21 protein-coding genes are annotated in these 25,180 nt (G+C 49.2%); 18 read left to right on the top strand and 3 right to left on the bottom strand.

Annotated features, from left to right (window positions below):
- Positions 1-37 precede the first annotated feature (37 nt).
- The 11 genes from gap to FC99_RS09675 all read left to right on the top strand — a co-directional run bounded on the left by gap (position 38) and on the right by FC99_RS09675 (position 13,180).
- On the top strand, positions 38-1,048 hold the full coding sequence (gene gap / locus FC99_RS09725; protein WP_048732345.1) for a type I glyceraldehyde-3-phosphate dehydrogenase: 1,011 nt from the start codon (positions 38-40) through the stop codon (positions 1,046-1,048).
- Between the two features lie 179 nt (positions 1,049-1,227).
- Entirely contained in the window at positions 1,228-2,430 is a 1,203-nt protein-coding gene (locus FC99_RS09720) for a phosphoglycerate kinase (RefSeq protein WP_048732342.1), read from the top strand.
- Between the two features lie 145 nt (positions 2,431-2,575).
- Positions 2,576-3,334 carry a triose-phosphate isomerase gene (gene tpiA, locus FC99_RS09715; protein WP_048732340.1) on the top strand — a complete coding sequence of 253 codons (759 nt, stop codon included), beginning with the start codon at positions 2,576-2,578 and terminating at the stop codon, positions 3,332-3,334.
- A 108-nt stretch (positions 3,335-3,442) separates the two neighbouring features.
- Positions 3,443-4,762 carry a phosphopyruvate hydratase gene (gene eno / locus FC99_RS09710; RefSeq protein ID WP_048732339.1) on the top strand — a complete coding sequence of 440 codons (1,320 nt, stop codon included), beginning with the start codon at positions 3,443-3,445 and terminating at the stop codon, positions 4,760-4,762.
- 132 nt (positions 4,763-4,894) lie between these two features.
- Entirely contained in the window at positions 4,895-6,616 is a 1,722-nt protein-coding gene (locus tag FC99_RS14040; RefSeq protein WP_053083534.1) for a hypothetical protein, read from the top strand.
- 63 nt (positions 6,617-6,679) lie between these two features.
- Positions 6,680-8,242, top strand: a complete 1,563-nt coding sequence (locus FC99_RS09700) for a ClC family H(+)/Cl(-) exchange transporter (RefSeq protein ID WP_048732337.1) — start codon at positions 6,680-6,682, stop codon at positions 8,240-8,242.
- Positions 8,243-8,339: 97 nt separating this feature from the next.
- Positions 8,340-8,576 carry a preprotein translocase subunit SecG gene (gene secG, locus FC99_RS09695; RefSeq protein WP_048732336.1) on the top strand — a complete coding sequence of 79 codons (237 nt, stop codon included), beginning with the start codon at positions 8,340-8,342 and terminating at the stop codon, positions 8,574-8,576.
- A 78-nt stretch (positions 8,577-8,654) separates the two neighbouring features.
- The gene (locus FC99_RS09690; protein WP_156166878.1) at positions 8,655-9,398 is read left to right on the top strand and encodes an alpha/beta hydrolase; all 744 of its coding nucleotides are present in this window, start codon (positions 8,655-8,657) and stop codon (positions 9,396-9,398) included.
- A 19-nt stretch (positions 9,399-9,417) separates the two neighbouring features.
- Positions 9,418-11,838, top strand: coding sequence for a ribonuclease R (gene rnr, locus FC99_RS09685; RefSeq protein ID WP_048736244.1), 2,421 nt, complete (start codon positions 9,418-9,420; stop codon positions 11,836-11,838).
- A 15-nt stretch (positions 11,839-11,853) separates the two neighbouring features.
- On the top strand, positions 11,854-12,327 hold the full coding sequence (smpB, locus tag FC99_RS09680; protein ID WP_048732334.1) for an SsrA-binding protein SmpB: 474 nt from the start codon (positions 11,854-11,856) through the stop codon (positions 12,325-12,327).
- A gap of 106 nt (positions 12,328-12,433) precedes the next feature.
- Entirely contained in the window at positions 12,434-13,180 is a 747-nt protein-coding gene (locus FC99_RS09675) for an amino acid ABC transporter ATP-binding protein (RefSeq protein ID WP_048732333.1), read from the top strand.
- Between the two features lie 254 nt (positions 13,181-13,434).
- Here FC99_RS09675 and FC99_RS09670 read toward each other — a convergent pair whose 3' ends face one another.
- Entirely contained in the window at positions 13,435-13,998 is a 564-nt protein-coding gene (locus tag FC99_RS09670; RefSeq protein ID WP_048732332.1) for an LURP-one-related/scramblase family protein, read from the bottom strand.
- A 123-nt stretch (positions 13,999-14,121) separates the two neighbouring features.
- Between FC99_RS09670 and FC99_RS09665 the strand changes: the two genes are divergently transcribed.
- The 5 genes from FC99_RS09665 to FC99_RS09640 all read left to right on the top strand — a co-directional run bounded on the left by FC99_RS09665 (position 14,122) and on the right by FC99_RS09640 (position 19,645).
- Positions 14,122-14,841, top strand: coding sequence for a uracil-DNA glycosylase (locus FC99_RS09665; protein WP_048732330.1), 720 nt, complete (start codon positions 14,122-14,124; stop codon positions 14,839-14,841).
- Between the two features lie 42 nt (positions 14,842-14,883).
- Positions 14,884-15,861, top strand: a complete 978-nt coding sequence (pta, locus tag FC99_RS09660; protein WP_048732328.1) for a phosphate acetyltransferase — start codon at positions 14,884-14,886, stop codon at positions 15,859-15,861.
- A gap of 840 nt (positions 15,862-16,701) precedes the next feature.
- On the top strand, positions 16,702-17,175 hold the full coding sequence (tsaE, locus tag FC99_RS09655; protein ID WP_048732327.1) for a tRNA (adenosine(37)-N6)-threonylcarbamoyltransferase complex ATPase subunit type 1 TsaE: 474 nt from the start codon (positions 16,702-16,704) through the stop codon (positions 17,173-17,175).
- Positions 17,172-17,687 (top strand): GNAT family N-acetyltransferase, encoded by a 516-nt coding sequence (locus FC99_RS09650; RefSeq protein ID WP_048732325.1) that lies wholly within the window; start codon positions 17,172-17,174, stop codon positions 17,685-17,687. The genes tsaE and FC99_RS09650 overlap by 4 nt, the downstream gene beginning before the upstream one ends.
- A 941-nt stretch (positions 17,688-18,628) precedes the next feature.
- Positions 18,629-19,645 (top strand): aldo/keto reductase, encoded by a 1,017-nt coding sequence (locus FC99_RS09640; protein ID WP_048732323.1) that lies wholly within the window; start codon positions 18,629-18,631, stop codon positions 19,643-19,645.
- Between the two features lie 327 nt (positions 19,646-19,972).
- Here the strand turns inward: FC99_RS09640 and FC99_RS09635 are convergent, their stop codons facing one another.
- Positions 19,973-20,509: a 3'-5' exonuclease gene (locus FC99_RS09635; protein ID WP_048732322.1), complete on the bottom strand. Its 537-nt coding sequence runs from the start codon at positions 20,507-20,509 to the stop codon at positions 19,973-19,975.
- Between the two features lie 25 nt (positions 20,510-20,534).
- Entirely contained in the window at positions 20,535-21,299 is a 765-nt protein-coding gene (locus FC99_RS09630; protein ID WP_048732320.1) for an exodeoxyribonuclease III, read from the bottom strand.
- 387 nt (positions 21,300-21,686) lie between these two features.
- On the opposite strand from FC99_RS09630, the gene murB reads away from it, so the two are divergent.
- Complete coding sequence (gene murB, locus FC99_RS09625; protein ID WP_156166877.1) at positions 21,687-22,598, top strand: UDP-N-acetylmuramate dehydrogenase; 912 nt, start codon at positions 21,687-21,689, stop codon at positions 22,596-22,598.
- Between the two features lie 18 nt (positions 22,599-22,616).
- The gene (locus FC99_RS09620; protein ID WP_048732319.1) at positions 22,617-24,749 is read left to right on the top strand and encodes a cation:proton antiporter; all 2,133 of its coding nucleotides are present in this window, start codon (positions 22,617-22,619) and stop codon (positions 24,747-24,749) included.
- Positions 24,750-25,180: the final 431 nt, after the last annotated feature.

Here is a 25,180-nt window from a genome sequence, read left to right as displayed (position 1 = left end):
TTATCTTTGTTTGCTTCCTGAAGGAGGAAATCACAGTATGACTGTAAAGATTGGTATTAATGGTTTCGGACGTATCGGCCGTTTGGCTTTCAAGCGGATTCACGAACTCCACTCAAGTGACATCGAAGTAGTTGCCATCAACGATTTGACGACACCTTCAATGTTGGCTTACTTGTTGAAGTATGACTCAACTCATGGCCGTTTCCCTGGCGAAGTTTCCGCTACGGACACTGGCATCGTGGTTGACGGTAAGGAATACCCTGTTTATGCTGAACCAAAGGCACAAAACATTCCTTGGGTTAAGAATGACGGTGTTGACTTCGTTCTCGAATGTACCGGTTTCTACACTTCCGAAGAAAAGGCTCACGCCCACATCGAAGCTGGTGTTAAGCGGGTATTAGTATCTGCTCCAGCCGGTGCTGTTACGACTGTTGTACCTGGTGTTAACTTGGACGTCTTGAGCAAGGACGATATCATCGTTTCTGCTGGTTCTTGCACGACCAACTGTTTAGCACCTATGGCTTACTTCTTGAATGAAGAATTCGGGATCAAGGCTGGTACTATGACGACTATTCATGCCTTCACTGCTACCCAACAAATTTTGGATGGCCCTCGTGGCAAGAAGATGCGTAACAACCGTACTGCAAGCATTAACACTATTCCTCACTCAACTGGTGCAGCTAAGGCTATCGGCTTAGTTATCCCAGCATTGAAGGGTAAGTTACAAGGCCATGCACAACGTGTTGGTGTTGTTGACGGCTCATTGACTGAATTGGTTACTGTTCTGGACAAGAACGTTACTGCTGACGAAATCAACGAAGCTATCAAGAAGCACACGGTTAACAACGACGCCTTTGGTTACAACGCTGATGAAATCGTTTCTACTGATATCATCGATGACGACCATGGTTCTGTCTTTGACCCAACCCAAACGGAAGTTACTACCGCTGGTGACACGCAATTAGTTAAGACTGTTGCTTGGTACGACAACGAATGGGGCTTCACTTGCAACATGGTTCGGACTTTATTGCACTTCGCAACTCTCTAATCCGACCGTTGTAAATTAGCTTAAAATAGACTCACAGACGCGGCGGGGGGTGGAATTTCCTCGCTGCGTTTTTTGTAAGTCACTAAAAAATTGCATAAGTCCTTTGAAATTCAAAGGTAAGTGCTGTATATTGTGAAAGTAATCTTTTAAAAGATATTACTCAAGGAGGGTTTTCTAAATTGGCTAAATTAACAGTTTCTGATTTAGACTTAGAGGGCAAAAAAGTCCTGATGCGGGTCGACTTTAACGTCCCAATCAAAGACGGCGTCATTGGTAACGATAATCGGATCGTTGCCGCATTACCAACGATTAAGTACGTTATTGAACATGGTGGCAAGGCCATCCTCTTATCTCACTTAGGTCGGATCAAGAAGGAAGAAGACAAGCCAGGTTTGTCCATGCGTCCAGTTGCAGAACGTCTGTCCAACCTGTTAAACAAGCCAGTTACCTTTGTTCCAACCACTGAAGGTAAGCAGCTTGAAGATGCCATTGATGGCTTGAACAACGGCGACGTCTTAGTTATGGAAAACACCCGTTACGAAGATGTTAAAGATGGCGAATACGTTAAGCGTGAATCCGGTAACGACCCTGAATTGGGCAAGTACTGGGCTTCATTGGGTGACGTCTTCGTTAACGATGCCTTTGGGACGGCTCACCGTTCACACGCATCTAACGTGGGTATCGCTTCTAACATGGCCCAAACCGCTGCTGGTTTCTTGATGGAAAAGGAAATCAAGTTTATCGGTGGTGCTGTCGACAACCCTGAACACCCATTCGTTGCTATCTTGGGTGGTGCCAAGGTTTCTGACAAGATCGGTGTTATCGACAACTTGTTGGCTAAGGCTGACAAGATTCTTATCGGTGGTGGGATGACTTACACGTTCTACGCTGCTAAGGGTATGAAGATTGGGAATTCATTGGTTGAAACTGACAAGATCGACTTAGCCAAGGAAATCTTGGACAAGGCCGGCGATAAGTTAGTTCTCCCAACTGACTCCGTTGTTGCTGAAAAGTTCGATAACGATGCTGCCCACAAGACCGTCGATGGTGACGTTCCTGATGGTTACATGGCTCTTGATATCGGACCTAAGTCCGTTGCTGAATTCGAAGATGTTTTGAAGGATGCTAAGACTGTTGTTTGGAACGGCCCAATGGGTGTCTTCGAAATGAGTAATTATGCAGAAGGTACTTTGGAAATCGGGAAGTTCTTGGGAACTTTGACGAACGCCAAGACGATTGTTGGTGGTGGTGACTCAACTGCCGCTGTTCAACAACTCGGTGTTGCTGACAAGCTTTCTCACATCTCCACTGGTGGTGGTGCTTCCCTTGAATACCTTGAAGGTAAGACCTTACCAGGTATCGCTGCAATTTCTGAAAAGTAAATAAATATAAAGAGCTGTGGTGGCATCATCACGGCTCTTTATTATGATGATGGCTCGCGGCGAAGGGTCTTCGCTGGCTAATCTGACCCGAATTGGGTAAGATGATGAGCGTAGTCAATTTATTTTTAGGAAAGGGTGGATAAGGTTGCGGATACCACTCATTGCAGGAAACTGGAAAATGAATAAATCGGTGGCTTCAGCGAAGCAATTTATGACCGCTATTCAGGGGAAATTGCCCGCTGCAGACCAGGTCGAAACGGCCGTTGCGGCACCAGCACTATTTTTGCAGACGATGTTAGAGGCCAATACCGATAACGTCTTGCGCGTTGCTGCTGAGGCTTGTTACTACGAAGATGAAGGCGCCTATACGGGCGAAACCAGCCCTAAGGCACTTCATGAAATGGGGATTCCCTATACCATTGTTGGGCATTCTGAGCGACGGCGTTACTTTAACGAGACAGATGACGTTATTAATCGGAAGGTGCAAGCCGTCTTTCGTAACGGGATGACACCCATCGTCTGTTGCGACGAAACCATGGGTCGACGCGAGTCTGGTGAGCGAATTCACTGGGTCGTCAATCAGGTTTCGGCGGCGTTGAAGGGTGTCAGTGCTGAAGACGCGGCAAAGATCGTGATTGCTTACGAACCAAGCTGGGCGATTGGCAGTGGCACGACGGCGTCCACCGATCAAGCCGAAGAGGGCTGCTACCTCATTCGTCAAACATTAGCTGATATTTATTCTGATGATTTGGCAAATGGCGTTCGCGTTTTATATGGTGGGAGCGTCAAGCCAGACAATATTGCGGGAATTATGGGCCGCGATAATGTCGATGGCGTCCTCGCGGGTGGCTCTAGTTTGGATGAAAGCTCTTTCATTAAGCTAGCAAACTACCAAAATTTGTAAAACGAGCAAAATGTGATTGAAAGTTCAAAGTTAAACTTATAGAATGAAACATGGGATTGTTATCTTGTTCCCGTGAAGCCAAACTTTCTTAAGGAGAGAATACAAAAAATGTCTATTATTTCTGATATTTACGCACGCGAAGTCTTAGATTCACGTGGTAACCCAACTGTTGAAGTTGAACTCTACACTGAAGCCGGTGCTATGGGCCGTGGGATCGTTCCTTCTGGTGCATCTACTGGTGAACACGAAGCCGTTGAACTTCGTGATGGCGACAAGAGTCGTTTCATGGGTAAGGGTGTTACGAAGGCCGTTGATAACGTTAACAACATCATCGCCAAGGAAATCGTGGGCTACGATGTTACTGACCAACGTGCCATCGACCAAGCTATGATCGATCTTGACGGTACGCCAAACAAGGGTAAGTTAGGTGCTAACGCTATCCTTGGTGTCTCCTTAGCCGCTGCACGGGCTGCTGCTGATGAATTAGGCCAACCTTTGTACAACTACTTAGGCGGGTTCAATGGTCACGTTTTACCTACGCCAATGATGAACGTTATCAACGGTGGGAAGCATGCCAACAACAAGGTTGACTTCCAAGAATTCATGATCATGCCTGTTGGTGCCAAGACTGTCAAGGAAGCTATCCGGATGGGTTCCGAAACGTTCCACAACTTGAAGAACTTGTTGAACGAAAAGGGCTACTCGACTGCCGTTGGTGACGAAGGTGGTTTTGCTCCTGACTTGAAGAACAACGAAGAACCATTCGAAATCTTAGTTGAAGCTATCAAGAACGCCGGTTACGTACCTGGTAAGGACGTTGCGATTGCCTTTGACTGTGCTTCATCAGAATTCTACAACGCTGACACCAAGAAGTACGAACTTAAGGGTGACGGCAAGGAATACACTGCTGAAGAATTCGTTAGCTTGCTTGAAAGCATCGTTGACAAGTACCCAGTTGTTTCCATCGAAGATCCTTTGGATGAAAACGAATGGGAAGACTGGCAAATGGCTACTGAACGCCTTGGCAAGAAAGTCCAAATCGTTGGTGACGACTTATTCGTTACGAACACGGACTACTTGGCAAAGGGGATCAAGATGGGCGTTGCCAACTCAATCTTAATCAAGCTGAACCAAATCGGTACTTTGACTGAAACTGTTGAAGCCGTTGAAATGGCTAAGCAAGCTGGCTACACGGCCGTTATCTCTCACCGTTCTGGTGAAACTGAAGACACGACCATCGCTGACTTAGTTGTTGCTCTGAACGCTGGTCAAATCAAGACTGGTTCTATGAGCCGTGGCGAACGGATCGCTAAGTACAACCAATTAATGCGGATCGAAGACCAATTAGGTAAGACTTCCGATTACAAGGGGATTCACTCCTTCTACAACTTGAGCGAAGACGCACGTCTGGCCATCGTGAACAAGTAATTTAAAGTGAATAAAAAATGTGAGGTAAGTCCAGAAATGGGCTTGCCTCATTTTTTTTTGAAAAAGTTGCGAAATAAAAAAATATTTAGCCTATTTCTACGGAGTTAACTATAACGAAGGGGGAATAGCGTAATGAAAATTTGGCGACGTACGTTTGGTGTCATGAGTTTAGTAGTAACTGGAGTGAGCTTGGGGGTGGGGAATAAAGTAGCCTTAGCTGACACGACAGCGAGCTATCCGTGGGAGATCACCTACAAATTAGCTACGACGAATGATGATGGGAGTAAAACGACTACCTTTTTTGATAAGGTGACGCAGATGGTGACACCGGGAGAGAAGGTGCCAGAACATCCGGCGTTGAAGGTACCCGGTCTCCAAATTATGGTTATTAAACATGCTTTGGAGCAAAACCAAGCAATCCCCATCAGCGTCCTGTACTTTGCGAAGTCTAAAGCCACGGTTGTCGTGAATTATTTAGATGAAGCTGGTAAACAAGTGAGTCGCTATAAGACACATGCAGTATTGATGATGGGGGGGCTCGTGCCGCTAGTTGCACCAGAAGGTTATCGTTTAACAACAGCAGAGACGGCTCGACGCGTGTTTAAGCCGGTTGATACTTGGCAAGTGCGGGTCCAACCGCTGACGGTAACGGTGCCACCGGTGAATCAATTGGTCCCGGAACCCAAGCCGGAACCACAGCCACAGCCAGAGCCATTACCAGAACCGAAGCCAAAACCAGAGCCGGAACCAACACCAAAGCCACAACCGGAGCCAAAGCCAGAGCCAGAGCCAGAACCAGAACCAACACCAACACCAAAGCCACAACCAGAGCCGGAACCACAACCGAAGCCAAAACCAGAGCCAAAGCCGGAACCAAAGCCAGAGCCAACACCAGAACCGAAGCCACAACCAGAACCAAAGCCAGAACCAGAACCACAACCACAACCGAAGCCACAACCAGAGCCGAAACCTGAACCAAAGCCAGAGCCAGAGCCAGAGCCAGAGCCAGAACCAACACCAACACCAACACCAAAGCCACAACCAGAGCCGGAACCAGAACCGAAGCCACAACCAGAGCCGAAACCTGAACCAACACCAAAGCCAGAGCCAGAACCAACACCAGAACCGAAGCCAAAACCAGAGCCAAAGCCGGAACCAAAGCCAGAGCCAACACCAGAACCGAAGCCACAACCAGAACCAAAGCCAGAACCAGAACCACAACCGAAGCCACAACCAGAGCCGAAACCTGAACCAAAGCCAGAACCAGAACCAACACCAGAACCAAAGCCGGAGCCACAGCCAGAGCCAAAGCCAGAACCAGAACCAGGACCGCAACCAGAGCCGAAACCAGAACCAAAGCCGAAGCCGAAGCCAGAACCACAACCAGAGCCAAAGCCGGAACCAAAGCCGGAACCAAAGCCGGAACCACAACCAACACCATACCCGGATGCAAAACCAAAGCCGGGTACCAAGCCAAGTTCAGAGCTGGATGGAACTCACAATTTGGAAAACAAGCCAAACAAACTTTCAGGTCTTAATGCAGGCAGTGATCACATTGCGTCGATTCCCGTTACTGCATCATCAGCAAGTCGACCAGTATCTAAGGCAGTTACCGAGGAAGCTGATAAAGAGCTACCTATTAGCAACGAGTCATCAAAGCAGAAAGGAAAGCATCGCGGGAAGCAGAAACAACACCTAGCGGCTGCTAAGTCAACGAGCGGTTCTAAAGCACGGGTCAACAGCAATCGGACCTTGCCACAGACCAGCGAATATCAGTCGTCAGTACAAATTATGGGTTTAGGCCTATTACTTAGTTTGGTTACTGGCTGGCTCTATCGACGATTTATTCGTTAAACGTTCCCCCAACTGTGATAGACTGGTAAATAGACATTTATTTACTAGTAGGGGGACTTACGGATGAAACAGAAACAACCAACACAACACGACCTAACCCGACTAAACGCCATTGCCTTTGGAAGTTTAGTCGGGTTATTAGCTGGAGCCGTCGTGAGTGTGTTTCGCTTGGCCATTGAGCGCCTCCTAATCTTGGCTCAGGGATGTTACGGGTGGCTTGGTCAACACCCATTGTGGCTCATTCCTTGGGTAATTTTGATGCTGATTTTGGCGGTCATCGTTGGCCGTTGGACGAAGCAGACACCGATGATCAAAGGGTCTGGGATTCCACAGATTGAAGGACAACTGGCTGGCGAGCTGGACTATGCCTGGTGGCCGGCTCTTTGGAAAAAGTTTATCAGTGGAATTCTGGGCATTGGCTCTGGACTTTTCCTAGGGCGTGAAGGACCTTCCATTCAACTTGGAGGGACTGTTGCCCAGGGAGTCGCAGAACGGCTGAATTTCACGGGATCTCGTCGGCGATTGATGATTGCCGGTGGGGCCGCTGCTGGTCTCTCAGCGGCCTTCAATGCGCCAATTGCCTCGACACTGTTTATTTTGGAAGAAGTCTACCACAGCTTTTCAACGTTGGTATGGTTGACGGCGCTAACCAGTGCGGTCGTCGCTAATTTCGTGTCGAATGAAGTTTTTGGACTCACACCAGTCTTACACATTAACTTCCAGCAAGCTTTGCCGTTAAAATACTATGGGCTACTGCTCGTCTTAGGCATTGGCTTGGGACTACTGGGCTTTGGCTATCAGTGGGCAACGTTACATAGTGGGGATTGGTATGCTAAACTGAAGGTGTTGCCACAATGGCTAAACGGCGTCGTGCCATTCTTACTGATTATTCCAATTGGCTTATTGTGGCCTGAGACGTTGGGCGGCGGGAATCAGATGATCGTTGGCTTCGCTCAGCATACGCCTTTGCTGATACCGCTGATCGGTTACTTCATTCTCCGGTTCTGTTTCTCAACGATTAGTTATGGGTCAGGTCTACCTGGTGGGATTTTCTTACCAATTCTGACGCTAGGGGCTTTGCTAGGTGCAATCGGTGCCCGGAGTTTTGTGGAGTTAGGTTGGCTGCCAAAAATGTTTGTGGCTAACTTTATGATTTACGCAATGGCAGGCTATTTTGCCGGAATTTCTAAGGCACCATTCACAGCAATTCTATTAATTACAGAAATGGTCGGGACGTTGCAGCACTTGATGCCCTTGGCAGTTGTGTCGATCGTTGCGTACATTACCGTTGATATTTTGGGTGGTGCGCCTATTTACGAGGCGATGTTGGAACGGATGGTTAAACCAGCCGTGTCCAGTTCGCAGGGACCAACGGATCGACTAGAGTATCCGGTGGAGGAAAGTTCTGAAATCGCCGGTGAACAGGTTCGGGATTTGTCCTGGCCAGTGGGCTCGTTGCTCGTTAGTGTCCGTCGGGGTGAACGCGAGGTTATTCCCCATGGAGACACCATTCTCAGAACGGGTGACACGTTGATAATTTTCACGTATCAGCGGAATCGAGCCTACGTGCGGCAGCAGTTAGACCGTATTCGGCGAAACGATGTGCATCAGAATATCCCGAATTAAGCAAGCTCGGGACTGGTAAAAACGGGCTGACTATGATAAATTAGGAAGAGTATAGTTAGACCTATTAGACCTATTTGAATAGGTAGGAGGCAAATTTGTGTATAATTTTTTAATGACGTGTATTTTAATTGTCGCCGTGCTCATCATTGTTGCGGTAATGATGCAGCCCGCTAAGACCAATGACGCGTTGTCCGCTTTATCTGGTGGTGCGGATGACCTGTTTGCGAAGGCGAAGCCCCGGGGCTTTGAAGCATTCATGCAGAAGGTCACGGTTGTCTTAGGTGCACTTTTCTTTGGACTGGCAATGGCTTTAGTATATCTATCTTCACACTAGAGAAGTGGCCTCCTGTTCGTTTGTTACAGGGGGCTTTTTTACAGACTATCTAAAAATAGCGGAAAGTGGTGGTTTGACATGATTCGAAAACCAACCCCGCTCTTTTTCGAGCAGGGACCCCGAGCAGTTATTCTGCTCCATGCCTATTCGGGTAGTTCTAACGATATGCGCTTGTTGGCGCGGCGGTTAGAAAGCGAGCATTATACCGTGCTGGCACCGATTTTTGCCGGCCACGCAACGGGTGACCCTGCAGATATTCTGAGAGAAGGATCCCCGCAACGGTGGTGGCAGGATACACAGGATGCCATTGCGTTCTTGCGTCAACGTGGCTACCAACAGATTGCCATCTTTGGCCTGTCTTTGGGTGGTTTATTCGCCACTCGGGCATTGCAAATGGATGCGACTCTGCTGGGTGGGGGAACGATTGCGTCTCCGGTGATTTTTAAGGGACAGACCAATGTCCCCAGTGCCTTTATTGAAATGGCTCGTGCAGCTTATGCGGCCCAACACCTGTCTGCTGAAGAACTGGCGCAACGGTTGGCTTGGTTACAGGCGCATCTCGATGCGCAACTGACAGCCATTCAGGCCTTTGCGGATACCACAGCGACTCACCTAGACAGAATCAAGCAACCCGTCTTTATCGCTCAGGGGGATGCCGATCAGATGATCGACCCCCGGTCCGGTAAGTGGTTGGCGGATGCTTATCCAACTAATCAAATTGATTTCCATGAGTATGCGGGAGCGGGCCATGTTCTAACCGTGAATGCGGCTCACCATGCTCTGGAAACAGATATTTTAACTTTTTTACACACAATCTTTTAAAAATAACGAGGAATCGATAGTGCAAGATAATACATTAAGAACCGATTTAACAGCGTTCTTCCGAGCACACTCGGACCAGAACTACACAGTAGAAGATATTTCAGATGCGCTACATTACCACGGTTCAGCCGCTTTTAAGCTGATCGTACAAGAGTTAGCACAACTGGAACGGGATGGTTTGGTACAAGTTACCGACCACGGTCATTTTCAATTGGACCCTAGCCAACGGACGTTGACCGGGATCTTCCATGGTAACGACAAGGGCTTCGGCTTCGTTGCTTACGATGAAAATAAGATTGAACCAGACGCTTATATTGCGCCTGATAATACGTTACGGGCTTTGAACGGCGATACGGTTAAGATCGAAATCGTCCGGGCTGGTGATCCTCGTAGTGGCAAGGGACCAGAAGGTAAAGTCACAGAAATTGTGGAACACCACTACGAACAAGTCGTCGGTGAGTTCTTCCAGACCGATGACGACGCCGGTTACTTAGGCCAAGTTCGTTTGACTGACAAGAAAATTATGAAGTACAAGTTCTACGTGACTAACGTTGGCTTGAACCCGACACCGGGTGAAGTGGTGACCGCAGAAATTACGGAATATCCAAGCGCAGAACATCCAGATGCCATGGTAGGGATTGCCAAGCAAGTCATTGGGAGCGTGGATGATCCTGGTATTGACATCTTACAGATTGTCTACCAACACAACATTCCATCAGAGTTTCCTGAAGAAGTGATGCAGGCCGCTGACGAAATTCCAGACCACGTCTTGCCAGAAGAAATGGCCGGTCGAGAAGACATCACTAAACAAGACTTGGTCACCATTGATGGCGAGTCTTCGAAAGACTTGGATGATGCCGTTACCGTTTGGAAGTTGCCTAATGGGAACTATCATTTAGGGGTCCACATTGCGGACGTTTCGCATTACGTGCAAGAAAATTCGATTCTGGACAAGGAAGCCTACAAGCGGGGCACCAGTGTGTACCTGACTGACCGGGTTATTCCAATGTTGCCACGGCGCTTATCCAACGGAATCTGTTCGTTAAACGAAGGCGAACTTCGGTTGTGCATGAGCTGTGACATGGAAATCAATCCAGAAGGTCACGTTGTAAAGCATCGGATTCACCCATCCGTTATGCGTTCTAAGGCACGGATGACCTACACGGCCGTTAACCAAATCTTGGAATCCCATGACCAATTGACGATGGACCGTTACAAGGAACTCGTTCCAATGTTTGAACAAATGGGCGAATTACACAAGATCTTGCTGAAGCAACGGAAGCGGCGGGGGGCCATTGATTTCGATGACCGCGAAGCTGAAATTATTGTGGATGACAAGGGACACGCCATTGATGTTAAGCTACGGACCCGTGGCTTGGCTGAACGGATGATTGAATCCTTTATGTTGGCTGCCAACGAAACGGTTGCGGAACATTACTTCCGTGCTAAAGTGCCATTCCTTTACCGGGTTCACGAAACGCCAGATGGTGACCGTGTCCGGAGCTTCTTCGAGTTCTTAACGGCCTTTGGGATCAACGTTAAGGGTGACCCGAACCACTTGCGTCCTAAGATGTTACAGGGCGTCTTAAAGCAGGTTGCTGGGAAGCCAGAGGAAGCTATGGTTTCCGTAATGATGTTACGGAGCTTGAAGCAAGCCCGTTATGCCGATCAATCCTTAGGTCACTTTGGGTTGGGGGCGGAATTCTACACCCACTTTACGTCACCAATCCGGCGTTACCCAGATACCATGGTTCACCGGATGATTCACTATTACGAAGACCATGGGATCAACGATGCCAGCAAGGAAAAGTTTGCCCCTATCTTGGAAGAGATCGGTGTGCATACGTCCGAAGCTGAACGGCGGGCCATTGATGCAGAACGTGATACCAATGACATGAAGATGGCTGAATACATGGCTGACCACGTTGGTGAAGAATTTGATGCCGTCGTTAGTTCCGTCATGAAGTTTGGGATGTTCGTCGAATTACCAAACACCATCGAAGGACTGATTCACATCAGTCGGATGCAAGATGACTACTATGAATACGTTGAAAAATACTTGGCCTTGGTTGGTCGCAATACGCGGCGGACTTACCGGATCGGGCAACCAATTCGGGTGAAGGTCATTCACGTGGATAAAGAACAGAGTGAAATTGACTTTGAATTGTTAAATCCAGAGGCAGCACCAACGAGTGACTTGTTACCACACCGTGAGCACCGTTCTCGCGGTGGCAATTTCCACGGCCGGAACAACAGTAACGGTCGTAGCAATGGTAACGGCAACAATCAACACAGCGGTGGTAACCGTAATGGCAATCACCGTAATGGGAATCAACGACCATCGAACCAACACGGGAGTAATGGCGGCAATCACCAACGGAATAATTCCAATGGTAATGGTGGCCAACACCGTAACAACTCACAAGGTGGTCGTCACTAAGCGAGGTGACAGAACTTGGCTAAGAAAAAGTCCAAGAAAACACCAGATAATGTTTTAGCTCAAAATCGAAAGGCCCGTCATGAGTACACGGTGACGGATACGATTGAGGCGGGACTCGTTTTGACGGGAACCGAAATCAAGTCGATGCGAGAACGGCGAATTAATTTGCAAGATGGTTTCGCGCAGATTCGAAATAACGAAGCTTGGTTAATGAACGTTCACATCAGTGAGTACGTTCAAGGTAACCGGTTCAATCACGACCCGCTACGTAACCGGAAACTCCTGTTACACAAGAAGGAGATTCGGCGTTTGGGTCTTGCCACAAGGGACAAGGGGGTTACCCTGGTCCCACTGAAGGTCTACCTGAAGCATGGTTTTGCCAAGGTATTGATTGGCGTTGCGCAAGGGAAACGTGAATTTGACAAGCGAGAAACCATTAAGCGACGGGAACAAGACCGTCAGATTGCGCGGGTCATGAAACGTTACTGATGACTTGGGGCACACGTTTCGGCAATATAGATTTAGAGACACGAAAGGCCTGGGGGTTGTCCCAGGCTTTTTGTCTAGAATGGATTATTCGGGAGGTTAACAGGTTATGGGCACAACTCCAGTTAAGATTCACGTCGCAGATTTGCACAAGGCTTTCGCTGGTAACGAGGTCTTGAAGGGCATCACACTAGATGTGTATGCGCGGGAGGTCCTATGTATGATTGGGCCTTCGGGTTCCGGAAAGAGTACCTTTTTACGCTGTCTAAACGGTTTGGAAGAGATCACGAGCGGGACAGTCGAGGTTGACGGTCAGCGGATTGGTGATCCACACGTCAATTTAAATCAGATTCGGGAAAATATCGGCATGGTCTTTCAGCACTTTAACTTATTTCCCCATCTGTCGGTTTTGAAGAATATTACCCTGGGGCCAACCCAACTAAAGGGGGTAAGTGTCGCTGTGGCTAGCGACCAGGCAAAAAAACTCTTGGCCCAAGTTGGGCTGGAGGATAAGGCAACGGCCATGCCCAATTCACTATCTGGTGGGCAACAACAGCGCGTGGCAATTGCCCGGGCCTTGGCAATGGATCCAGAGATCATGTTGTTTGATGAACCCACGTCTGCGCTTGATCCCGAGATGGTGGGGGATGTGCTCCACGTGATGCAGCAGCTGGCGGAAAATGGCATGACCATGGTGGTCGTCACCCATGAGATGGGATTTGCCAAAAATGTTGCCGATCAGGTTGTTTTTATGGATGATGGTATTATCCAAGAGGCTGGCACACCAGCTGCCGTCTTCGAGCACCCACAGAATGCGCGAACCCGCGAGTTTCTGGATAAGGTACTGAACGTTTGATTACTGATTGTCAGGCTGGGGGCTGGGACAGTTGTCTCGGGCCCTTTTGCTTGGCCTAAGGGAATAGGCAGATTCGAGTATAGGGTGAAAGTTAGTTGTCTGATTAAACTTTTAAATTGAAAATATTACAAGGGTTATTCATTTAAATTATCAACGAAATGTGTTATCATTTGATAAAGAGTTGATACATAACGTTCGACCCAGCCACAGAATAGAGAAAAACGACCCGAGACATTGTCCCGGGTCGTTTTGCGTTAACGATATTTATTTTTAGTGGTGAAAGGGACAACGCCAGACGGCAGTGTGCCGGGGTTGAGCGCACGGTTCTTTAACGGATTGAAAGCGTGTTGCTGGTGCTTGGCCCACCGGTCGAGAATGGCCGCTAAACAGATGACTAATGCTTCGTGGTCGGGTTGATCAATGGTGAGCTCCACCGTTGCACCGCCGGACGCCCGAACCTGGTCAATTGTGGCAATCGTGTCCTTACCGTGGGTAATGCGAAAGTGGCCGTTATTCAGGTTACCTAAGATGACCCAATTGAGTCCCCGGACAAACAAGACTTCACGGATTACACCAAAGGTCTTGTTGACGCGGCCCGCCGTTTGCCGATGGTACAGTAGGCGAAATTTGGGTAGTAGCCCGAGGGTTTCCTGTTTAACTTCGGCTTCTAGTTCCCCCGCAATCGTGTAGACGGACAGCACGTCCGCTCGCATTCCCCATTTACCAACTAGAAGGTAGCGTGACTGGTTATCCGCATCCCGAATAACCGTAGTTGCCCGAGCGGAAAGGGCAGCCTGATTCAGGTACAATTTACGCATGGGGCACCTCCTTTGTTTGGTCAGTAAAACCATTTGAACTCATTTTACCATGTTTTGCGAGGAGACGTTCGATAATATCATTTCGGCTGACGTTATGATAGAATAAAAGGCGAGGTGTTGGGAATGAAACCGTTTATTCATAATGACTGGTGGCCGGTACTTGAGCCCGAATTTGAGCAGAGCTACTACCAAGAGCTTCGTCAATTCTTAGTGGAGGAATATCAACACTACCGAATTGACCCGGATATGTACCATATTTTTACAGCGTTCGATTGGACGCCGTTTAGTCAGGTTAAAGTGGTCATTTTGGGGCAAGACCCGTACCACAATCCGGGACAAGCCCATGGGTGTAGTTTTTCTGTTATGCCGGGAACGCCGATTCCACCGTCGTTGCAGAATATTTATAAGGAACTCGAGAGTGATCTCGGAATCAAGCCAGTTAACCATGGCTATTTGGAAAAGTGGGCGAAGCAGGGCGTGCTCCTGTTGAACTCTGTGTTGACCGTTCGTGACGGCAAGGCCTTTTCACATCAAGGGCACGGTTGGGAACGGTTAACGGACGCCGCTATTGCAAAATTATCTGAGCGACCTGAACCCGTTGTCTTCATTCTGTGGGGCAGTGCGGCGCGGTCCAAGATTAAGTTGATCGATACGCAGACCAACATTGTTTTGCAGTCGCCCCATCCGAGCCCACTGTCCGCTTATCGCGGCTTCTTTGGCTCCAAGCCATTTTCAAAGACCAACATCGCACTCACATCATTAGGGGAAACCCCCATCGATTGGCAGCTGCCAGAACACGTTACCGTTGATGATGGGCCAACCACTGCATCTAACCAGGCATAGAAGAGAATTGATTCGTGGGATATTTTATGGAGGTCATCATCTATGGAACTTTTCGATAGTCTTAAGCAAAAAATTACTGGTAAAAACAAAACCATCGTTTTCCCTGAAGGGGAGGACCCACGGGTTCTGGGCGCCGCTAGTCGGTTAGCCGCTGATGGTTTAATCAAGGTTATTGTTTTGGGGAACCAAGCTGATGTTGAAACGACGGCAACGAACCACGCCATCGATTTGGCACCGATCACGTTGATCGATCCAGCCACCATTCCCGCTGACCAGCACAAAGAAATGCTGGATGCTTTAGTGGCTCGGCGTAAAGGGAAGAACACCCCTGAACAAGCCGCAAAAATGTTGGAAGACCCTAATTACATTGGGACGATGATGGTCTACATGGGCCAGGCTGACGGGATGGTTTCTGGTGCGGTTCACGCTACCGGGGACACGGTTCGTCCAGCCTTACAAATTATTAAGACCAAAGAGGGCGTTCGCCGTATCAGTGGAGCGTTCATCATGCAAAAGGGTGACGAACGTTACGTCTTCGCTGACTGTGCCATCAACATTGAACTCGATGCTGCCGGAATGGCTGAGGTTGCCGTTGAGAGTGCCCAGACGGCAAAGGTCTTTGACATCGACCCTAAGGTTGCCCTGTTAAGCTTCTCTACCAAGGGTTCTGCCAAGGGTGACATGGTTACCAAGGTTCAAGAAGCCACGAAGATTGCTCACGAAACGGCCCCTGATTTACCCGTTGATGGTGAATTACAATTTGACGCTGCCTTCGTGCCTAGTGTTGCCGCTCAAAAGGCACCAGGTTCCAAGGTTGCTGGTCACGCCAATGTCTTTGTCTTCCCAGAACTCCAATCCGGGAACATCGGCTACAAGATTGCCCAACGCTTCGGTGGCTTTGAAGCAATCGGCCCAATCTTGCAAGGCTTGAACAAGCCAGTTTCTGACTTGTCTCGTGGTTGCAACGAAGAAGACGTTTACAAGGTAGCCATCATTACGGCTGCGGAATCCATTAAATAAGATGAGTTTCTAAATTTAATCACGTCAAATGAGTACCCGGATTGCTATTTATCAGCAGTCCGGGTATTATTTGTTAGGTTGACTAAAGGTTGAAAGTTCCAAGATGCCAGTCATGTCTGCTCTAGCAACAACAGTGAGACTAAAACTAGGCAACCTGATAGTTCCTTCGCCTTACCGGCCGGCAGATATGGGCTGGATCGGGGCGAACACAACTTGAAGCCTCGAAAGAACCGAGTCTCCAAGCTTGGTTTTCTACTAAGCCGGCAAGAATCGCCAGCTAAGTAGAACGACACGCCTGAGCCCATATCTGCCGACCTCTCGGCTTACACAGTGTGCGTAGACGACGGAGATAATGACTGTAACAGTCGTTATCGATTGGACCGAAAACGCTAAGCCTTCATGTCTTCCGACTGCTGTCGTTGTAAAGCACAGTCAGAGCCGGAGGAGGACAGGGGTGCAGCCAGCCGTGGAGGTGCTGTTAACTGGCGGTTCATTCATTAGCCAGCTTACAGCACGGGCGACTTTGGAGACACTTGGCCTTCGTGGCTTCAAAGCGAGCGAGAAGACTGGTGATTTCCCAGCCTGAAGCGTCCCCACAGCAGGCGGAATCCCTGGCAGCCGGAGTGCGGCAATTTCACACTATGTTAATGGTTTGAATCCTTGCTGATACTGGGACGAGACAGGTATTTCATCTTTCAACCTTTAGTTAGGTTGAAATTAAAGCCCGGCGTGTTAGTATTTGAATGAGAGAGTTACCAATGACGGGAATACAGACTCGGTCGCAATGGATTAGTTAGCACTGTTGCGTAAATTATTTTGTTCGTTAAAGGGGTTAGTCGAATGTTTGAAGTCACAGTCACGACGCCAGAGGCCACCATGGCCTTGGGTCGAGAGTTAGCACCATGGTTACAGCCGCGAGACGTTATTTTACTGGACGGCGATCTTGGCGCTGGCAAGACAACTTTTACTAAGGGATTAGCGGCTGGATTAGGGATCAAACGCAACGTCAAGAGCCCGACCTTTACCATTATCCGTGAGTATCAGGGTGGTCGAATTCCGCTGTATCACATGGACGTTTACCGGTTGGAGGAAGGCGGCGGGGATGAACTGGGCCTCGATGAATATTTCAATGGTGACGGGGTCAACGTCATCGAGTGGTCGACCTTCATCGCTGACGAGTTGCCAGCGGACTACTTACGAGTGGTCTTCAAGCGTGACGATGACGCCGGTGAGAATCAACGAACGTTGCGGTTTGAGCCTGTGGGAGAACGTTTTAGTCAACTGGTTCAACACCTGGAGGACGCACAAGCATGAGTGAAGAAGTCAGAATTCGGCTACCAGGGGCGGCCGATGCCAAGAAATTATTGGCGCTACTAGCGCGATTACAACAAGAGAGTGATACGTTTAGTTTGGTCGATGCCGACGATCCAATCAGTGCTGCCCAGGAGGCCGATCAGCTCAATCAGATTCGGCAGAGCCCACGGCATTTATTGTTGGTGGCCAGTCTTGATAGACAGCTGCTAGGTGTGTGCTCAATTTCGCCGACACCACAAGGCAACGTGGGTGAGCTCGGTATCGCCGTGGAGAAGAAGTACTGGCGCATGGGCATTGGGACTGCTCTGGTCGACGAAGCCCTGTACTGGGCGGAAACGGCAAGCACATTGGAAGCCGTGGGATTGATCGTCCAGACGCGCAACGTGGCCGCAATGAAACTCTACCAGAAGATGGGGTTTGAGCGCACGGCCACGCCGCCGGAAATAGTGACGGACGACGACGGTGAGCAGGTTACTGCCGTGGAAATGGTTTATTCGTTGGAGAAGAAATAATGGCGTCTGAAAAGCGTGTCATTAACTAGGTAAAGTGAAGTGGGTCTGGGACAAAAGTCTCAGACCTTTTTTGCGCTCCAAACGTATATGGTCGAAACGTGCGCCAAAAGGCAGTCAACTCCGCTTAACCCGCTAGGCAAACCATCCAGAACTGGAATTCTTCGTCTAGCGCCGTTAATGCCCATTGACTAGCCGCCCTTAGTCCCACTCTCGTTATTTCCTACCTCCAGTCAAGGGGTAATCTCCAAAAACTAAAGGTGGTATTGGGGAGGGGATTGAGCGATTTGGTTATTTGATATAATTTGTGAGCAGAGTAGCGACTGATACAGAAACTAAAGAAAGAATATTATCCGTTTTGGCAATAGGAACGTAATCTGTAGGGAAATCAGAGAATCTTTAGGGAGAGAAACTGAAATGGGGAAAAGGGTGCTGAGATATTTGATGTTCTTGCTCTATGGGATAGTTGTGATGGCAATCCTGCTTGCTTGGAGTACTAAGAACGATTGGATGGTTCCTATAACCCCATATACAGTGTGGATATTCTTTAGCTGGTTATTATGCTATCCATGGTTAAGGGGTAAATTAGGATACTTGTTTGTTAAGCATAATAAGGGAAGGACATCAAATGGGATTACGGCATCTCCATGGCAATATTCAATCGGGAGTACACGAAGTATTGGCGAAATTTTTAGTCTTATTTACGTCTTGTGTGAGCATCTGGTGATGAGCTTTTTACTGATACTGTTTGGTCTGCTTGTCACGTGCACACTGCTTCTAATCATGTTGTTCAAAAAAAGCAGGTCATAATTAGTTAATTGGGAGTTGTCCGTTAACGTTCGCCAACAACGATTTTTTCGCAAACTTTCCTTTTTAACGATGAAAGCGTTATCCTTAAGCTATGGTGTCATCAAGAACCAGTGACGATGAGGAGGAATTTACATATGTATCAGGCGAACGAACACCGCTACGATCAAATGATTTATAACCGGATTGGTGATAGTGGGTTAAAGCTTTCGGCCATCAGTCTTGGGCTCTGGAATAATTTTGGGAGTGTGGACGCGTATGACAATCAAAAGGCCATCATTCATCAGGCCTTTGATCTGGGAATTACGTCGTATGATCTGGCCAATAACTATGGGCCAGAACCAGGTAGTGCCGAGGAAAACTTCGGCAGGATCATGGCGACCGACATGCATGCCTACCGCGATGAAATGGTTATCACCAGCAAGGCCGGTTATGTCATGTGGCCCGGACCTTACGGCGACTGGGGCTCACGAAAAAGTATTATTGCTAGTGCCGACCAGAGTTTGAAACGAACTGGGTTAGACTACTTTGACATTTTCTACAGCCATCGGGCCGACCCGGCGACTAATCCAGAAGAAACGGCCCTGGCATTGGATCAATTGGTGCGTTCAGGAAAAACCCTTTACGTGGGAATTTCAAACTACGACGGGGCTCAGACGCAGGCCATCGCCAATATTTTTAAGGACCTCCATACGCCATTTATCATTCATCAGCCCCGCTACAACCTGCTGAACCGAGAAGTTGAAAACGACGTGCTGCCAGTCTTGTTGCGGGAACACAAGTCAGCAATTAGCTTCAGCTCGTTGTGCCAAGGCCTGCTGACGACGAAATACTTGAATGGGATTCCCCAAGATTCGCGAGCAAAGAAAGCAACGATTCCGTTCCTCCATCCAGCTCAAGTGGAACAGACCCTGCAGACGATTCGCGCGTTAAATGAAGTTGCCAAGCAGCGCAATCAGAGTCTGGCCCAAATGGCATTGGCCTGGAACCTCAGACAGCCAGCAATTGCCAGTGTCCTGATTGGCGCTAGTCGCCCAGAACAAGTTGTCGATAACGTTGCAGCCCTGAAAAACCTGGACTTCACGACGGACGAACTGAACCAAATCGACCAAATCCTAGCGCAACAAGCACCGATCGATTGGGATAAGAAGTAGGTTTTCATTTTGAATTAGCGTTTAAGAACTAGACTAAACTAAAAGATTGGTACTACCTGAATTGTCAGGCGGCAGTACCAATCTTTTTTCACTTTCAACGCATTACTAAATGTAAACACAATCCTAGCCGAAGGAATCCAGGGACGTAGCCAGCCGTGGAGGTGGTGTTGGCTGGCGATTCTTAAGCCAGCTTACAGCACGGGCGACTTTGGAGACACGTGGTCTTCGTGGCTTCAAATCGAGCGAGAAGACTGGTGATCTTCCAGGCTGAAGCGTCCCCACAGCAGGCGGAGTCCCTGGAAGCTGCAGGCAATCCCGTCAGCAAGGTTAAGCGTTCACCGTCACAAAGGATTTCAGCGGCTGTGTGCCAAAATGGTTGGCTTCGTACAGGAGAATGTTGGCACAGGCGAGGCTGTCATCAAGCGCGTTGTGATGATGGTGTAGGTCGATATTGAGTTCATCACAGACGGTATTCAACTTGTGATTAGGGAACTCGGGGAAAAACTTGCGGCTGGTCTTCACGGTGTCGAGCGTGAGGTACCGCGCAGTCGGCAAGTTATAGTGTTCCAGCGTGCTCCGTAAGACGCCATTATCGAACGGCGCGTTGTGGGCAATCACGAGACGATCCCGTTGAAAGAAGGGCGCGATGTGCTGCCAGACTTCGGGAAAGGCCGGCGCGTTGGCCACGTCAGCCTCGTGGATACCGTGAATCTGGACGTTGCGCCAGAAGAAATCGGTATCCGGCTTGATCAGGGTGTAAAATTCATCGACAACTTGACTGTTACGGACGATGGTCAGGGCCAGGGAACAAGCGCTATATCGCTTACCACTAGCCGTTTCAAAGTCCATGGCCACAAAATTCACAAAGACATCTTCCTCTCTTATACGTTTAAACGGTGAGTCCGTCGACGTCCAATTCTACTGGACAGTGGTCGGACCCCATGATTTGGTCTAAAATTTCTGCTTTTTTAAGTTGTGGTTCCAGACGTTGACTGGTGATAAAGTAGTCAATTCGCCATCCAGCGTTGTTGTCGCGGGCGTGGAATCGGTAGCTCCACCAGGAATACCGGTCGGTCGCATCTGGGTTGAAGTAACGGAAGGTGTCCGTATAGCCGGCCGCTAACAACGCCGTCATTTTTTCCCGCTCGTCGTCGGTAAAGCCAGCGTTCTTATGATTCGTTTTAGGATTTCGCAGGTCGATCTCCGTGTGGGCCACGTTTAGGTCACCACAAAAGATAATGGGTTTCTTGGCGTCAAGGGTCTTCACAAATGCCAGAAAGGCTTGCTCCCAACCCATTCGAAAATCGAGACGTTTCAGGCCGCTACCGGAATTAGGCGTGTAGCAGGTCAGCACGTAGAAATCGGGATACTCTAGCGTAATCGTCCGTCCCTCATGGTCAAAGTCGGGCGCATCGATGCCATAGAGGACATTCAGCGGTTTGTGTTTGGTAAAGAGGGCCGTTCCAGAATAACCCTTGCGTTCGGCATAGTTCCAATACTGATAGTACCCCGGCAGGTCGAGGTCAATCTGGCCTGCCTGCAACTTGGTTTCCTGAATCCCGAAGAAATCGGCATCTAAGTCCTGAAAAGTTTCGACGAAATTCTTCTTCACAATTGCCCGTAGGCCGTTTACATTCCACGAAATAAATTTCATTTTCGGCACCTCCACTAACTTATTTTAGTATACCAGAAAAAGCGAAAGTTAACGCACCAGAGCGTTTAACGGTCACAGCAATCGCGTCGGTGTCAGGATTAAGAGATTTTACTGAAAATGAAGCGTTCGCCGTCGGTCTGACTAGTTTTCATGGTAAAATAGGTCTATTGACGATTAATGAGAGTGGGCCTAAAGGCGGTTAGCCGGTACGCATTAAGGCTGATGATCGAGTAATCCCGATTCTGGGATGGCTGGGTTTTCAGGCTTAAGCGAAGCCAGTTGCCCTTTGGCGCACGTTTCAGAAATATAAGTTTAGAGGCGCAAAAAGAGTCTGGGGATTATGGCTCAGACTCACGTAAATCTTTGCGAAACGAGAGGATAATCACGATGATGGAAGATATAGCAACGGTGTTTCCTGCGGTAAAAATTTTGCGTAATGAGCCCTTGGCCCACTATACGTATACGAAGACCGGGGGACCCGCCGACTATTTAGTCTTTCCAACGAACGTTCAGGAGACCAAGTCCTTGTTGGCTTATGCCAAGCAAGAAGACTTGGCCGTGACGGTCGTGGGAAATGCCAGTAATTTAATCGTTCGTGACGGCGGTATCCGGGGCTTGGTGATGATTCTGACCGAAATGAACCAGATTACCAGCACGGGTCAAACGGTCACTGCCGAAGCTGGAGCATCGTTAATTAAGACGACTCAAGTTGCCCAAAGCCATTCGTTGAGTGGCTTGGAATTCGCTGCTGGGATTCCCGGTAGCGTGGGTGGTGCGCTCTTCATGAACGCCGGAGCCTATGGCGGTGAGATCAGTGAAGTCGCGTTGTCCGCGGAAGTCTTGACACCAGAGGGTGAGATTCGGCAGTTGACGAACAAAGAGCTCGACTTCGGTTACCGCCACAGCTCCATTCAGGATTACCACGACATTGTTTTGTCAGCAACCTTTGCCTTGACGATTGGGGATGGCGCTGCCATTCAAGCTAAAATGGATGATCTGAACGCCCGGCGAGCCGCTAAACAGCCGTTGGACTTGCCTTCCTGTGGGAGTGTTTTCAAACGGCCCGTTGGTCACTATACCGGCCAACTGATTCAAGAGGCTGGTTTGCAGGGCCTGAAGTGGGGTGGCGCCCAGGTTTCCACGAAACATGCCGGGTTCATCGTGAACATCGACCATGCGACGGCCACGGATTATTTAGATTTGATTCACCATATTCAAGAAGTTATTTTAAAAGAAGATAACGTTCACTTGGAAACAGAAGTCCGCATCATTGGCGAGAAGCCAACGACCGAAAAATAGAAAAAGGGGGAACCATATGTGCCTATTGTTGAAGCAGTGATCCTGTTGATCGTGTTAGTTCTGTTCTCTAATATTATCAGTCACTACCTCACGTTTATTCCAGTCAGCCTGATTCAAATTGCGCTGGGCCTTATCGTGGCCTTAGTTTGGCAGTTTGAGGTGCCACTAGAGACTGATTGGTTCTTGCTCTTGTTCATTGCGCCATTGCTGTATAATGATGGCCGGCGCTTCCCCCGGCGGGAACTTTGGCGACTACGCGGACCGATTTTTGCTAACGCCATCTGGTTAGTCTTCTTAACCACGATTTTAGGGGGCTTCCTGATCTACGAGTTGATCCCGAAAATGCCGTTAACCGTGGCGTTTGCGTTGGCGGCTATTTTATCACCGACCGATCCGGTGGCGGTGCAGTCGATTTCGAAGCAAGCCAAGTTACCGGAAAGTCTGTTGCATCTGGTCAGCGGCGAAAGCTTGATCAACGATGCCAGCGGGCTGATCGCTTTTAAATACGCGATTGCGGCGACGGTCACGGGGGCCTTTTCGATGGGAACGGCCGTGGGCGATTTCTTCTACATCAGTATCGTGGGGTTCTTGTCTGGGCTGATCATTATGACGGCCATTCAGTTGCTGATGGATATCTTACGGCGGCAGGGGATCGATGACGTGATTTTCAACACGGTCCTGCAGATTGCCACGCCATTCGTGGTCTACCTGGTGACTGAAGAGATTACGCATGCCTCTGGGGTGATTGCCGTGGTCACGGCGGGAGTTCTCTACCACGCCCGGGAAAACCGGATCGTTGAGGATTCACCTGAATTAAAATTGGTCACAGAAAAAGTTTGGGACATTATTATCTACTCGTTAAACGGGATCGTTTTTGTGATTTTAGGAATCGAATTGCCCGTGGCCACGTCACAGGTCATCAAGGGTGGTCAATTTAACACCTGGGAAGCCCTGTTCTTTGCCCTGATTACTTGGGTGATCATCGTGGTAATTCGGACAGTCTGGACTTACGGGTACGTGCTGTACGAACGCTTAAATAACCGCTCGCGGAAGGAACGACCAGGGATTCGGATGTCGATTCTGTCCGGCCTGTCTGGCGTGCGGGGGGCCGTGACCATGGCCGGGGTCCTTTCCGTACCAATGACCGTGGCATCCGGCGCCGGCTTTCCAACGCGGGCACTGATGCTCTTTGTGGCATCCGGAGTCATTATCATTAGTTTGGTGGCCGCTACGGTGACCTTACCGCTGATTTCAACGTCCGGACAACCGCTACAGACGCGGGCGAGTGCGAGCGATGAAGGAGCCAACGAGATTGATTTGGATGCCGATGGTGAGGAGATTCCAGCCGATCCAGTGCGGCAGATCAGTGAGGATGAGGCGCGGGCCTACATCATGCGGCTGGCCATTTCTAAAATTGAAGAGTTACGGCGACCGAACAATCAGCGGGCGGCGTATGATCTGATCTTAGATTATCAATTCATTATTCGTCGGTTGGAAATGAATTACCGGGCCGACACAGCTATGCAGAAGGTCTTGGACGATGAGATTCGTCTGCGCCAGGTCACGTTAGCCGGTGAACGTGAGTCGCTGAAGGAGCTACGCCAAGCGGAGAAGATTACCCAGACCAGCTATGTTGGGGCGCTCCGGCGAATTGAAAATATGGAGAGCCGGTTGACGCAGGTCGCCGGTCACACCATGCCAAGCGTCCTGAAGTACTGGCGCATCTTCTTCAAGCATATGTTCAGAAACGCAGCTTACTGGTTGCATTCGGAGAATACGGAGCGGCTACATGCCGAGAACAATTTGGTTGAGCGGGAAACGGCGAAGGCGGCCATCAAGTCGTTGTCGCAGTATCTTGCCAGTTCCGACGTGGACGAGACGCAGTTCGATAACCAGGCGGTCTACCACTTACTGGTCCAATACCGTAACCGCATTGAACGCGCTAAGGCCGAAACGGCACCGACCCACGAGGAAGAGTACCAGCACCAAATCAACAAGTTACGGGTGCGGGCACTCGGGGCCGAACGGTCGGGAATTCAGAACCTCTTGGAGGCCGGTAACATTACCTGGAACATGGCCTCCCATCTCCGGCAGTACGTCAACTACTCCGAAAACGTGTTAGTCATGTCCTTGAACAGTGAGGAAGGCTAGCTGGAACAGACATACTTTAAGTTGGTTACCCTCTGGCTCTGACTGATGGCTTCACAATAACAGTCACTGAGTCTGCGGGTATGTTTCGTAAGATAGTGTAAAATTGCCGCACTCCGGCTGACAGGGATTCCGCCTGCTGTGGGGACACTTCAGACTGGAAAATCACCAGTCTTCTCGCTCGCTTTGAAGCCACGAAGACCGCGTGTCTCCAAAGTCGCCCGTGGTGTAAGCTGGCTTAAAATCGCCAGCTAACACCACCTCCACGGCTGGCTGCATCCCTGTCCTCCTCCGGCTCAGATTATGTTTTACCACAACAACGGTCGGAAAACCTGGAGACTTAGTGCTTTCGGACCAATCGATAGTGACTGTTACAGCCATTATCTCCGTCGTCTACTCACGCTGTGTAAGCCGAGAGGTCGGCAGATACGGGT

The sequence above is a fragment of the Levilactobacillus koreensis JCM 16448 genome (genome assembly GCF_001435525.1).
Lineage (GTDB): Bacteria > Bacillota > Bacilli > Lactobacillales > Lactobacillaceae > Levilactobacillus > Levilactobacillus koreensis.
This window is presented reverse-complemented; position numbering and strand designations above follow the sequence as displayed.